This is a genomic window from Shigella sp. FC1567, from assembly GCF_001743015.1.
In the GTDB taxonomy this organism is placed as follows: Bacteria; Pseudomonadota; Gammaproteobacteria; order Enterobacterales; family Enterobacteriaceae; genus Escherichia; species Escherichia coli.
The window spans coordinates 1-13061 of record NZ_MIIV01000028.1 but is presented as its reverse complement, the minus strand read 5'-3'; the positions used below and the strand labels follow the sequence as shown (position 1 = coordinate 13061).

Sequence of the window (13061 nt, the reverse complement as noted above, 5' to 3'; positions counted from 1 at the left end):
CGAACTCCGCCTTCGCAAAATAAGCGGAAGCCTGGCGAAGGATATCGTTACTGCGGCGCAGTTCACGATTTTCACGTTCCAGCTCTTTCAGACGCTGACGTTCAGCGGTGGTGAGCCCGCCATCACCGCCTCCGGTATCCCGCTCATGCTGGCGTACCCAGACACGCAGAGTCTCCGGTGTACAGCCAATCTTTGGGGCAATGGAACAAATTGCCGCCCACTGTGAGTCATATTCGCCCTGACTTTCCAGAACCATACGAATCGCCCTCTGACGGACTTCGGGGGAAAAACGAGTATTTTTAGTCATCCTGTTTACCTCTTTCTCAGGGAGTTTAGTCTCCAGGATTCCCGGGGCGGTTCACAACAGCCTTCTTTTTCAGCCCACGGACTCAGCTGCTGAAGATTTTATGAAATCTCATGTTGAGCCAACGATAAGGGATGTTCCTGCATTGCTGGAGCTGGCTCCATGGTTCGGAAGAAAACACCGCGATAATACGCTCACCCTGAAGCGTTTTTCCTCCGGTGTGGGTTTCTGGTGTCTGGGGGGAGCGGCAGCAAAAAACTACCGTGAAAAATCCGTGGATGTGGTTTGTTATGACGAGCTTTCCTCGTTCGAACCGGATGTTGAAAAAGAGGGTTCGCCAACCCTGCTGGGGGATAAACGTATTGAGGGCTCTGTATGGCCAAAATCCATTCGCGGCTCGACGCCTAAAATCAAAGGCTCCTGCCAGATCGAAAAAGCCGCTAACGAGTCGGCACATTTCATGCGTTTTTATGTGCCCTGTCCGCACTGTGGGGAGGAGCAGTATCTGAAATTTGGCGATGATGCCTCGCCTTTCGGTCTTAAGTGGGAGAAGAATAAGCCAGAAAGTGTTTTCTACCTTTGTGAGCATCATGGCTGTGTGATCCATCAGTCTGAGCTTGACCAGAGTAACGGGCGGTGGATCTGTGAAAACACGGGCATGTGGACTCGTGACGGTCTGACATTTTTCAGCGCCGCGGATAATGAAATTCCGCCGCCGCGCTCCATCACATTCCATATCTGGACGGCGTACAGTCCGTTCACCACCTGGGTACAGATTGTCTATGACTGGCTGGATGCACTGAAAGATCCCAACGGCCTGAAAACCTTTGTGAACACCACGCTGGGCGAGACCTGGGAAGAGGCCGTGGGCGAAAAACTCGATCACCAGGTGCTGATGGATAAGGTTGTGCGTTACACGGCTGCGGTGCCTTCCCGGGTGGTTTATCTGACGGCGGGCATTGACTCGCAGCGAAACCGTTTTGAGATGTATGTCTGGGGATGGGCTCCGGGAGAGGAAGCCTTTCTGGTGGATAAAATCATCATTATGGGGCGTCCCGATGAGGAAGAGACGCTGTTACGTGTGGATGTGGCGATCAACAAAAAATACCGCCATGCAGACGGAACCGAAATGACCATTTCCCGTGTCTGCTGGGACACCGGGGGGATCGATGGCGAAATTGTCTATCAGAGGTCAAAAAAACACGGTGTTTTCCGGGTGCTGCCGGTAAAAGGTGCATCTGTTTATGGCAAGCCGGTGATCACCATGCCAAAAACCCGCAATCAGCGGGGCGTGTATCTGTGCGAAGTGGGGACGGACACCGCAAAAGAAATTCTCTATGCCCGTATGAAAGCCGATCCCACGCCTGCGGATGAAGCCACGTCGTATGCCATCCGTTTTCCTGATGATCCGGAGATTTTTTCGCAGACAGAGGCGCAGCAACTGGTGGCGGAAGAGCTTGTGGAGAAGTGGGAAAAAGGAAAGATGCGTCTGCTGTGGGATAACAAAAAGCGGCGTAACGAAGCGCTGGACTGCCTGGTGTATGCCTACGCGGCATTACGTGTGTCCGTGCAACGCTGGCAGCTTGATCTGGCTGTACTGGCAAAATCCCGGGAAGAAGAGACGACCCGGCCAACCCTTAAAGAACTGGCAGCGAAGCTGTCCGGAGGAGTGAATGGTTACAGTCGCTGAACTGCAGGCGCTGCGTCAGGCGCGCCTTGATTTATTAACCGGTAAACGGGTGGTGTCTGTCCAGAAAGATGGTCGCAGAATTGAATATACGGCAGCTTCTCTGGATGAGCTTAACCGGGCGATCAATGATGCGGAGTCGGTACTGGGGACAACCCGCCGTCGCCGTCGTCCGCTGGGAGTGAGGTTATGAAACGAACGCCTGTCCTGATTGATGTGAACGGCGTTCCGCTTCGGGAGAGCCTCAGCTACACCGGTGGCGGTGCAGGATTTGGCGGGCAAATGGCAGAGTGGTTGCCACCCTCGCAGAGTGCCGATGCGGCCCTGCTGCCCGCGTTGCGTCTGGGGAATGCCCGTGCAGATGATCTGGTGCGCAATAACGGAATAGCGGCCAATGCGGTGGCCCTGCATAAGGATCACATTGTCGGGCATATGTTTCTGATTAGCTACCGTCCGAACTGGCGCTGGCTGGGGATGCGGGAGACCGCGGCAAAAAGTTTTGTCGATGAGGTGGAGGCGGCCTGGTCAGAATACGCAGAAGGGATGTTTGGTGAGATCGACGTGGAAGGGAAACGCACGTTTACGGAATTTATCCGTGAAGGTGTGGGCGTTCATGCGTTTAACGGCGAAATCTTTGTGCAGCCGGTCTGGGATACGGAGAGTACGCAACTGTTTCGTACGCGTTTTAAAGCCGTGAGTCCGAAACGGGTGGACACGCCAGGACACGGTATCGGGAACCGTTTTCTGCGGGCCGGTGTGGAGGTTGATCGATATGGCCGTGCCGTTGCGTACCATATCTGTGAGGATGATTTTCCTCGCTCCGGGAGTGGACGATGGGAACGGATCCCGCGTGAACTACCCACCGGGCGTCCGGCCATGCTGCATATTTTCGAGCCGGTGGAGGACGGGCAGACCCGTGGAGCCAATCAGTTTTACAGCGTTATGGAACGGCTGAAGATGCTGGATTCCCTGCAGGCAACACAGCTTCAGTCGGCCATAGTGAAGGCGATGTATGCAGCGACGATTGAAAGTGACCTTGATACCGAAAAGGCCTTTGAATATATCGCCGGTGCGCCGCAGGGGCAGAAGGATAATCCGCTTATTAATATTCTGGATAAGTTCTCCACCTGGTATGACACGAATAGCGTGACGCTGGGCGGTGTCAAAATTCCGCACCTTTTCCCCGGTGATGATCTGAAACTTCAGACCGCGCAGGATTCAGACAATGGATTTTCGGCGCTTGAACAGGCGCTGCTGCGGTATATCGCCGCCGGTCTTGGCGTTTCCTACGAACAGTTGTCCCGTGATTACTCGAAGGTCAGTTACTCAAGTGCCCGCGCATCCGCCAATGAGTCGTGGCGCTATTTTATGGGGCGGCGAAAATTTATTGCGTCCCGGCTGGCCACGCAGATGTTTTCCTGCTGGCTGGAAGAGGCACTTCTTCGGGGGATTATTCGTCCGCCACGGGCACGGTTTGATTTTTATCAGGCGCGATCAGCCTGGTCACGGGCTGAGTGGATTGGAGCCGGAAGAATGGCCATTGACGGGCTCAAGGAGGTTCAGGAATCAGTGATGCGCATTGAGGCCGGACTGAGCACGTATGAGAAAGAGCTGGCGCTGATGGGCGAGGATTATCAGGACATTTTCCGCCAGCAGGTCAGGGAATCTGCAGAGCGGGAAAAAGCCGGACTCTCACGTCCGGTGTGGATAGCGCAGGCGTATCAGCAGCAGATAGCGGAGAGTCGCAGGCCGGAAGAGGAGACAACACCACGTGAGACGTAATCTTTCACACATTATTGCAGCAGCATTCAATGAACCGCTGCTTCTGGAGCCCGCCTATGCGCGGGTTTTCTTTTGCGCGCTGGGGCGCGAGATGGGGGCAGCAAGTCTTTCGGTACCGCAACAGCAGGTACAGCTTGATGCTCCCGGGATGCTGGCTGAAACGGACGAGTACATGGCCGGAGGTAAACGACCGGCCCGTGTTTACCGGGTGGTGAACGGTATTGCGGTACTGCCGGTGACCGGCACGCTGGTGCACCGGCTGGGGGGGATGCGGCCATTTTCCGGAATGACTGGCTATGACGGCATTGTCGCCTGTCTTCAGCAGGCAATGGCAGATAGCCAGGTGCGGGGCATACTGCTGGACATTGACAGTCCGGGCGGGCAGGCCGCCGGCGCGTTTGACTGCGCTGACATGATTTACCGCCTCCGGCAGCAGAAGCCGGTTTGGGCACTGTGTAATGACACGGCCTGTTCTGCGGCCATGCTGCTGGCGTCGGCCTGCTCCCGACGGCTGGTTACCCAGACATCCCGTATCGGTTCCATTGGCGTGATGATGAGCCATGTCAGCTATGCCGGTCATCTGGCGCAGGCCGGTGTGGATATCACGCTGATTTACTCAGGGGCGCACAAGGTGGATGGCAATCAGTTTGAAGCGTTGCCGGCAGAGGTTCGCCAGGACATGCAGCAGCGGATTGATGCGGCGCGCCGGATGTTTGCCGAAAAAGTGGCGATGTTTACCGGTCTGTCTGTTGATGCAGTCACGGGAACAGAGGCCGCTGTTTTTGAAGGTCAGTCCGGCATTGAGGCCGGGCTGGCGGATGAATTAATCAATGCGTCGGATGCCATCAGTGTGATGGCCACGGCGCTGAACAGTAATGTCAGAGGAGGCACTATGCCGCAATTAACTGCAACGGAAGCCGCCGTGCAGGAGAACCAGCGAGTGATGGGGATCCTGACATGCCAGGAAGCGAAAGGACGTGAACAGCTTGCCACGATGCTGGCAGGGCAACAGGGCATGAGCGTTGAACAGGCCCGGGCGATTCTGGCCGCGGCGGCACCGCAGCAGCCGGTGGCATCCGCGCAGAGTGAAGCCGATCGCATTATGGCGTGTGAAGAAGCGAACGGTCGTGAACAACTGGCGGCAACGCTGGCGGCGATGCCGGAGATGACGGTGGAAAAAGCCCGCCCGATCCTGGCGGCTGCACCACTGGCGGATGCCGGGCCCTCACTTCGTGATCAGATCATGGCCCTGGATGAGGCAAAAGGGGCAGAAGCGCAGGCTGAAAAACTGGCGGCCTGCCCGGGAATGACCGTGGAGAACGCCCGGGCTGTGCTGGCTGCGGGATCAGGTAAGGCCGAACCGGTCTCTGCATCCACAACCGCCCTGTTTGAACATTTCATGGCGAATCATTCACCGGCAGCGGTGCGGGGTGGCGTGTCACAGACGTCAGCAGACGGTGATGCGGACGTGAAAATGCTCATGGCCATGCCATGAAGTCAGTGCTGACCATCAATATGAGGTTTTAACAAAATGGTGACGAAAACCATCACTGAACAGCGTGCGGAAGTACGTATTTTTGCCGGTAATGATCCGGCTCATACCGCCACAGGCAGCAGCGGGATTTCTTCTGCAACACCGGCTCTGACGCCCCTGATGCTGGATGAAGCCACCGGGAAACTGGTGGTCTGGGATGGACAGAAAGCCGGTAGTGCGGTTGGCATACTGGTACTGCCGCTTGAAGGCACAGAGACGGTGCTGACCTATTACAAGTCGGGGACCTTTGCGACGGAGGCAATCCGCTGGCCTGACAGTGTGGATGAACACAAAAAGGCAAATGCCTTTGCCGGCACAGCCCTGAGTCACACGGCTCTGCCGTAACACGTTATCAGGCCACCATGGCGGCCTGACTGATTTCTGAATGAAAGGAACTGATTTATGGGATTGTTTACGACCCGCCAGTTACTCGGTTATACCGAACAAAAAGTGAAATTTCGTGCGCTGTTTCTGGAGCTGTTTTTCCGCCGTACGGTGAATTTCCACACCGAAGAGGTGATGCTGGACAGAATTACCGGAAAAACGCCGGTGGCGGCCTATGTCTCCCCGATCGTTGAAGGAAAAGTGCTTCGCCATCGCGGTGGTGAAACCCGCGTGTTACGTCCGGGCTACGTCAAGCCCAAACACGAATTTAATTACCAGCAGGCGGTTGAGCGCCTTCCTGGTGAAGATCCGGCTCAGCTGAACGACCCGGCCTACCGTCGTCTGCGTATCATTACCGATAACCTCAAACAGGAAGAGCACGCCATTGTCCAGGTGGAAGAAATGCAGGCGGTGAATGCCGTGCTGTATGGCAAATACACCATGGAAGGGGATCAGTTTGATACTGTCGAGGTGGATTTCGGGCGCTCTGAAGGAAATAACATTGAGCAGGCTGACGGTAAAAAATGGTCTGAGCAGGACCGTGATACGTTTGATCCGACGCATGATATTGACCTCTACTGCGATCAGGCCAGCGGCCTTGTGAATATCGCCATTATGGACGGTACGGTCTGGCGTCTGCTGAATGGCTTTAAGCTGTTCCGCGAAAAACTGGATACCCGTCGCGGCTCAAATTCACAACTCGAAACGGCAGTGAAAGATCTGGGCGCAGTGGTGTCCTTCAAGGGGTATTACGGCGATCTGGCCATTGTGGTGGCGAAAACGTCTTATGTGGCAGAGGACGGTACCGAAAAACGTTATCTGCCGGAGGGCATGCTGGTGCTGGGGAATACGGCGGCAGAGGGGATTCGTTGCTATGGTGCCATTAAGGATGCACAGGCGTTGTCTGAAGGAGTGGTGGCTTCTTCCCGTTACCCGAAACACTGGCTGACCGTGGGCGATCCGTCCTGTGAATTCACCATGACGCAGTCCGCTCCGCTGATGGTGCTGCCGGATCCGGATGAGTTTGTGGTGGTACAGGTGAAATAATCCGTGAGCGGGGGCGAAATGCCCCCGTGTCTTTTTTCACAGGAGGCTGAGATGGCAACAAAAGAAGAAAATCTGAATCGTCTTCGTCAACTGGCTGGCCTGCTGGGGCGCGAGGCGGATATGTCGGGGAGTGCTGCGGATATTGCTCAACGTGTGTCTGAGTGGGAAGAGGAGCTTGCTGTTTCCCCGGAGGGCATTATGCACTCTGATGAGAGCGGGGCTGATCAAAATCACACAGACGATGGTGAGCAGTTGAACAACACGGATGCTCCGGATGATGTTAAAGCCGTCCGGGTACGGAAGTGCCTGCAAGTAATGGGGTATTGCCCGGAGACAGGTCGTCCCGTTGAGCTGGCGTTACGGGGTATGCGTGTTCTGGTGCCATCATCACTGGCAACGGCCATGATACAGCACGGAACGGCTGAATATGCGTGATTTTCAGAATGCCTTTGATGCTGCCCTCGCCGGGGTAGACAGTACGATCGTTGAAGTGATGGGGCTCTGTGCGCAGTTCACCTCGGGGGCACAGTGTGGCAGCGAAGTTCAGGGGGTTTTTGATGATCCGGAGTCGCTGGGGTTTGCCGGTGGCGGGGTCCGTATTGAAGGAAGCAGCCCGTCATTATTTGTGCGGACGGATACGGTTCGTGCCGTGCGGCGTGGTGACACGCTGACCATTAATGGTGAGATATTCTGGGTGGATCGTGTTTCTCCGGATGACGGGGGCAGCTGTTATCTCTGGCTCAACCGTGGTCAACCACCCGCAGTTAACCGGCGACGATAAACGCAGGGTGAAATTATGGCGATAAAAGGGCTTGATCAGGCGATTGACAATCTGAGCCGGGTTCGTAAAAACGCCATTCCGGCGGCTTCAGCAATGGCCATTAACCGCGTGGCCACAACGGCGATTAATCAGTCTTCATCACAGGTTGCCCGGGAGACAAAGGTTCGCCGGAAACTGGTTAAGGAACGGTCCAGACTGAAACGGGCGACGGTCAGAAATCCGAATGCCAGAATTATCGTTAACCGCGGTGATCTCCCTGTGATTAAGCTGGGGATCAGGATGCTGGGGCGTCGCCCGAACAGCATACTTAAAGCCGGTCAGCATCGGTATCAGCGGGCATTTATTCAGCGATTAAAAAATGGTCGCTGGCATGTCATGCAGCGTGTGGCCGGGAAAAACCGTTACCCCATTGATGTGGTGAAAATCCCGATGGCGGCCCCACTGAAACAGGCATTTGATGAGAATGTTGACCGTATCCGGCGTGAACGCCTGCCTAAAGAACTGGCATACGCGCTGAAACAACAACTGAGGATTGCAATAAAACGATGAAACACACTGACATTCGTGCCGCAGTGCTGGATGCACTCGAGCAGCATGAACACGGGGCGACGCTGTTTGATGGTCGCCCCGTTGTTTTTGACGAAGAGGATTTTCCTGCGATCGCGGTTTATCTGACGGATGCAGAGTATACCGGTGAAGAGCTGGATGCAGATACCTGGCGGGCCACGCTGCATATTGAGGTGTTTTTACCGGCACAGGTACCGGATTCAGAGCTTGATCAGTGGATGGAAAGCCGGATTTACCCGGCGATGACCGCGATCCCGGCACTGGCAGGACTGATTACCACGATGGTTACGCAGGGCTATGAGTATCGTCGTGATGACGATATGGCGTTATGGAGTTCTGCAGATCTGACTTATTCCATTACATACGAGATGTGAGGACGATATGGCAACACCAAATCCCCTTGAGCCGGTAAAAGGTGCCGGTACCACTCTGTGGGTTTACAACGGCAAGGGTGATGCTTATGCAAACCCGTTGTCAGACGATGACTGGCAGCGACTGGCTAAGGTGAAGGATCTGACGCCGGGCGAGATGACGGCAGAATCCTACGATGATAACTACCTGGATGATGAAGACGCGGACTGGACCGCGACCGGGCAGGGGCAGAAATCTGCAGGTGATACCAGTTTTACGCTGGCCTGGAAACCGGGAGAGGAAGGCCAGAAAGGGCTTATAGGCTGGTTTGAAAGCGGCGATGTCCGGGCCTATAAAATCCGTTTTCCGAATGGCACGGTGGATGTGTTTCGTGGCTGGGTCAGCAGTATCGGTAAGGCCGTGACGGCGAAAGAAGTGATCACCCGCACGGTGAAAGTCACTAACGTGGGTAAACCTTCTGTAGCGGAAGAACGCAGCAAAATTACGCCGGTCAGTGCGATTAAGGTGACGCCGACATCCGGTACGGTGGCAAAAGGGAAAACAACCACCCTGACGGTTTCTTTTGAGCCGGAAAGTGCAACCGACAAGACGTTCAGAGCGGTTTCCGCCGATCCGTCGAAAGCCACCATTAGTGTGAAAGATATGACAATTACGGTAAACGGCGTGGCGACAGGTAAGGTGCAGATCCCTGTGGTGAGCGGAAATGGTCAGTTCGCCGCAGTGGCTGAAGTCACCGTTACTGAAGCGGGCGCTGCAGGGTAAACGGAGGTAATACATGTTTCTGAAAACAGAACAATTTGAATATAACGGTGTGTCTGTCACGCTTTCCGAATTGTCTGCGCTGCAGCGTATCGAGCATCTTGCCCTCCTGAAACGGCGTGCAGAACAGGCAGAATCCTGCGGCAACCTGCAGGTAAGCGTGGAAGATCTCGTCAGAACCGGCGCGTTTCTGGTGGCGATGTCCCTGTGGCATAACCATCCACAGAAAACGCAGTCACCGTCAATGAATGAGGCCGTGATGAAGATAGAGCAGGAAGTGCTCACCACCTGGCCTGCCGATGCCATTGCCCGGGCGGAAGACGTGGTGTTGTGCCTGTCCGGGATGATCGAAGCTGTTCGTCCGGATACTGATATTACTGAAGTGGCGAAAAATAACACGCTGACTGATGATGATTTTTCTGCGGGAAAGTCTTCGACGGCGAGCTGAACTTTGCCCTCAGACTGGCGCGTGAGATGGGGAGACCCGACTGGCGCGCCATGCTTGCCGGGATGACATCCACCGAATATGCCGACTGGCACCGTTTTTACCGCACGCATTATTTTCAGGATACCCAGCTGGATATGCATTTTTCCGGGCTGACGTACGCTGTACTCAGCCTGTTTTTTTGCGATCCGGATATGCATCCCTCTGATTTCAGTCTGCTTGTCTCCCGGCATGAGGAAGAGCAGGTGGAGAGGCCGGATGAGGACAAAATGCTGATGCAGAAAGCGGCAGGACTTGCCGGAGGCGTCCGGTTCGGTGGGGACGGAGGGCGCGATATTTTATCGTCTGCGGATGTGGCGGATGTCATGGTGGATGATGCCGCATTAATGATGGCTTCAGCGGGGATTCCGGGAGGTGTGAGATATGTCCCAGCCGGTTGGTGATCTTGTTATTGACCTGAGTCTGGATGCTGTCCGTTTCGATGAGCAGATGAGCCGGGTAAGGCGTCATTTTTCAGGTCTGGATACCGACGCCAGAAAAACCGCCAGTGCTGTTGAACAGGGCCTGAGCCGCCAGGCGCTGGCTGCACAAAAAGCCGGGATTTCCGTCGGGCAGTATAAAGCGGCCATGCGAACCCTGCCCGCACAGTTTACGGATATCGCCACGCAGCTTGCAGGTGGTCAGAATCCCTGGCTGATCCTGCTGCAACAGGGCGGTCAGGTGAAGGACTCCTTCGGCGGGATGATCCCCATGTTCAGGGGGCTTGCCGGTGCGATCACCCTGCCGATGGTCGGGGTCACCTCGCTGGCGGTGGCGACAGGTGCGCTGGTGTACGCCTGGTACCAGGGAGATTCCACGCTTTCAGCGTTTAATAAAACCCTGGTTCTTTCCGGTAATCAGTCCGGACTGACTGCCGATCGTATGCTGACTCTCTCAAGAGCCGGGCAGGCAGCAGGGCTGACGTTTAACCAGGCGAGAGAGTCACTGGCAGCCCTGGTGAATGCCGGTGTGCGTGGTGGTGAACAGTTTGATGCCATCAACCAGAGTGTCGCGCGTTTTGCGTCTGCATCCGGTGTGGAGGTGGATAAAGTCGCTGAAGCCTTCGGGAAGCTGACCACTGACCCGACGTCGGGACTGATGGCGATGGCGCGCCAGTTCCGTAACGTGACGGCAGAGCAGATTGCGTATGTTGCACAGCTGCAGCGTTCCGGAGACGAGGCCGGGGCATTGCAGGCGGCGAACGATATCGCCACGAAAGGCTTTGATGAGCAGACCCGTCGCCTGAAAGAAAACATGGGAACACTGGAGACCTGGGCGGATAAAACAGGGAAGGCATTCAAATCGATGTGGGATGCCATTCTGGATATCGGTCGTCCTGAATCCTCAGCGGATATGCTCGCCAGTGCGCAGAAGGCATTTGATGAGGCGGATAAAAAATGGCAGTGGTACCAGAGTCGGAGCCAGCGCCGGGGAAAGACCTCCTCTTTTCGTGCGAACCTTCAGGGGGCATGGGATGACCGGGAAAATGCCCGTCTGGGTCTGGCAGCGGCCACGCTGCAGTCGGATATGGAAAAAGCCGGTGAACTGGCGGCAAGGGACCGGGCTGAGCGTGAGGCGTCACAGCTGAAGTATACCGGAGAGGCGCAGAAGGCGTATGAGCGCCTGCAGACGCCGCTGGATAAATATACCGCCCGTCAGAAAGAGCTGAATAAGGCCCTGAAAGACGGAAAAATCCTGCAGGCGGATTACAACACGCTGATGGCGTCGGCAAAAAAGGATTATGAATCGACGCTGAAAAAGCCGTCAGGTGTGAAGGTGTCTGCCGGTGAGCGCCAGGAAGACCGGGCGCATGCAGCCATGCTGGCGCTTGAAACCGAGCTCAGGACGCTGGAAAAACACAGCGGTGTGAATGAGAAAATCAGCCAGCAGCGCCGGGATTTATGGGAAGCGGAAAATCAGTATGTGGTCCTGAAAGAGGCCGCCACGAAACGGCAGTTATCTGAGCAGGAAAAATCCCTGCTGGCTCATGAGAAAGAGACGCTGGAGTACAAACGCAGCTGGCTGAGCTGGGAGACAAGATTGAACACCAGAAGCGGCTGAATGAGCTGGCACAGCAGGCGGCGCGGTTTGAACAGCAGCAGAGCGCGAAGCAGGCGGCAATCAGCGCAAAAGCCCGCGGCCTCACTGACCGTCAGGCGCAGCGGGAGTCGGAAGAGCAGCGCCTTCGTGAGGTGTACGGTGATAATCCGGCTGCGCTGGCGAAGGCCACATCTGCACTGAAGAACACCTGGTCTGCGGAGGAGCAGCTTCGTGGAAGCTGGATGGCCGGGATGAAGTCCGGCTGGGGCGAGTGGGCGGAAAGTGCGACGGACAGTTTTTCGCAGGTTAAAAACGCGGCCACGCAGACCTTTGACGGTATTGCACAGAATATGGCGGCGATGCTGACCGGCAGCGAACAGAACTGGCGTGGTTTCACCCGTTCTGTGCTGTCCATGCTGACAGAGATTTTTCTGAAGCAGGCGATGGTGGGGATAGTCGGGAGTATCGGCAGCGCCATTGGCGGTGCTTTCGGTGGTGGTGCGTCTGCCTCCACGGGGACGGCCATTCAGGCTGCGGCGCGAACTTCCATTTCGCGACCGGGGGATTTACGGGGACGGGGGGGAAATATGAACCTGCGGGGATTGTTCATCGCGGGGAGTTTGTCTTCACGAAGGAGGCGACCAGCCGGATTGGCGTGGGAAATCTTTACCGGCTGATGCGCGGCTATGCCACCGGCGGTTATGTCGGTGGCACCGGAAGTCCGGCGCAAATGCGGCGTTCAGAGGGTATCAGATTTGAGCAGAACAACAACGTGGTGATTCAGAACGACGGTACGAATGGTCTGCCAGGTCCACAGATGCTGAAGGCAGTGTATGACATGGCCCGCAAGGGTGCCCGTGATGAAATTCAGGCACAGATGCGCGATGGTGGTCTGTTCTCCGGAGGTGGACGATGAAGACCTTCCACTGGAAAGTGAAACCCGGTATGGATGTGGCTTCAGCCCCTTCCGTCAGGAAAGTGCGCTTTGGTGATGGCTATTCCCAGCGAGCGCCTGCCGGGCTGAATGCCGACCTGAAAACGTACAGCGTGACGCTTTCTGTTCCCCGTTGGGAGGCCACGGCGCTTGAGTCGTTTCTGGCTGAGCACGGGGGCTGGAAATCCTTTCTGTGGACGCCGCCTTATGAGTGGCGGCAGATAAAGGTGACCTGCGCAAAATGGTCGTCGCGGGTCAGTATGCTGCGTGTTGAGTTCAGCGCAGAGTTTGAACAGGTGGTGAACTGATGCAGGATATCCGGCAGGAAACACTGAATGAATGCACCCGTGCGGAGCAGTCGGCCAGCGTGGTGCTCTGGGAAATCG

At 55.9% G+C, this 13061-nt stretch carries 14 protein-coding genes and 3 pseudogenes; 16 read left to right on the top strand and 1 reads right to left on the bottom strand.

Annotated elements, in window-relative coordinates:
* A partial coding sequence (locus BHE85_RS02435) for a transposase (RefSeq protein WP_032219445.1) occupies nucleotides 1-307 on the bottom strand: 307 nt, incomplete at its 3' end.
* 55 nt (nucleotides 308-362) lie between these two features.
* Here BHE85_RS02435 and BHE85_RS02430 point away from each other — a divergent pair.
* The 16 genes and pseudogenes from BHE85_RS02430 to BHE85_RS26670 form a co-directional block, all read left to right on the top strand.
* A pseudogene (locus BHE85_RS02430) lies at nucleotides 363-1994 on the top strand (phage terminase large subunit family protein); the annotation flags it as partial.
* Nucleotides 1978-2184, top strand: a complete 207-nt coding sequence (locus BHE85_RS02425; protein ID WP_000259002.1) for a phage head-tail joining protein — start codon at nucleotides 1978-1980, stop codon at nucleotides 2182-2184. The pseudogene BHE85_RS02430 and the gene BHE85_RS02425, both read left to right, overlap by 17 nt.
* Nucleotides 2181-3773 carry a phage portal protein gene (locus BHE85_RS02420; RefSeq protein WP_000831818.1) on the top strand — a complete coding sequence of 531 codons (1593 nt, stop codon included), beginning with the start codon at nucleotides 2181-2183 and terminating at the stop codon, nucleotides 3771-3773. The genes BHE85_RS02425 and BHE85_RS02420 overlap by 4 nt, the downstream gene beginning before the upstream one ends.
* Nucleotides 3763-5268, top strand: coding sequence for a S49 family peptidase (locus BHE85_RS02415; RefSeq protein ID WP_001253958.1), 1506 nt, complete (start codon nucleotides 3763-3765; stop codon nucleotides 5266-5268). The genes BHE85_RS02420 and BHE85_RS02415 overlap by 11 nt, the downstream gene beginning before the upstream one ends.
* A 36-nt stretch (nucleotides 5269-5304) precedes the next feature.
* The gene (locus BHE85_RS02410) at nucleotides 5305-5652 is read left to right on the top strand and encodes a head decoration protein (RefSeq protein WP_000256824.1); all 348 of its coding nucleotides are present in this window, start codon (nucleotides 5305-5307) and stop codon (nucleotides 5650-5652) included.
* Nucleotides 5653-5709: 57 nt separating this feature from the next.
* Nucleotides 5710-6738, top strand: coding sequence for a major capsid protein (locus BHE85_RS02405; RefSeq protein ID WP_039064389.1), 1029 nt, complete (start codon nucleotides 5710-5712; stop codon nucleotides 6736-6738).
* Between the two features lie 51 nt (nucleotides 6739-6789).
* Complete coding sequence (gene gpFI / locus BHE85_RS02400; RefSeq protein WP_000201501.1) at nucleotides 6790-7173, top strand: DNA-packaging protein FI; 384 nt, start codon at nucleotides 6790-6792, stop codon at nucleotides 7171-7173.
* Entirely contained in the window at nucleotides 7166-7519 is a 354-nt protein-coding gene (locus BHE85_RS02395; protein ID WP_001204554.1) for a head-tail joining protein, read from the top strand. The genes gpFI and BHE85_RS02395 overlap by 8 nt, the downstream gene beginning before the upstream one ends.
* 15 nt (nucleotides 7520-7534) lie before the next feature.
* Nucleotides 7535-8068, top strand: coding sequence for a phage tail protein (locus tag BHE85_RS02390; RefSeq protein WP_000974980.1), 534 nt, complete (start codon nucleotides 7535-7537; stop codon nucleotides 8066-8068).
* A complete protein-coding gene (locus BHE85_RS02385) occupies nucleotides 8065-8460 on the top strand; it encodes a phage minor tail U family protein (protein ID WP_000683079.1) in 396 nt (131 codons plus the stop codon). The genes BHE85_RS02390 and BHE85_RS02385 overlap by 4 nt, the downstream gene beginning before the upstream one ends.
* Nucleotides 8461-8467: 7 nt before the next feature.
* A complete protein-coding gene (locus BHE85_RS02380; protein WP_000235110.1) occupies nucleotides 8468-9220 on the top strand; it encodes a phage tail protein in 753 nt (250 codons plus the stop codon).
* Between the two features lie 13 nt (nucleotides 9221-9233).
* Nucleotides 9234-9665: a phage tail assembly chaperone G gene (gene gpG, locus BHE85_RS02375; protein ID WP_000479095.1), complete on the top strand. Its 432-nt coding sequence runs from the start codon at nucleotides 9234-9236 to the stop codon at nucleotides 9663-9665.
* Nucleotides 9666-9691: 26 nt separating this feature from the next.
* The gene (locus BHE85_RS02370; protein WP_052270451.1) at nucleotides 9692-10105 is read left to right on the top strand and encodes a phage tail assembly protein T; all 414 of its coding nucleotides are present in this window, start codon (nucleotides 9692-9694) and stop codon (nucleotides 10103-10105) included.
* Nucleotides 10086-12657: pseudogene (locus BHE85_RS27160) on the top strand (phage tail tape measure protein). Before BHE85_RS02370 ends, BHE85_RS27160 begins: the two are co-directional and overlap by 20 nt.
* Nucleotides 12654-12983 carry a phage tail protein gene (locus BHE85_RS02350; protein WP_000846687.1) on the top strand — a complete coding sequence of 110 codons (330 nt, stop codon included), beginning with the start codon at nucleotides 12654-12656 and terminating at the stop codon, nucleotides 12981-12983. Before BHE85_RS27160 ends, BHE85_RS02350 begins: the two are co-directional and overlap by 4 nt.
* A pseudogene (locus tag BHE85_RS26670) lies at nucleotides 12983-13061 on the top strand (phage minor tail protein L); the annotation flags it as partial. The gene BHE85_RS02350 and the pseudogene BHE85_RS26670, both read left to right, overlap by 1 nt.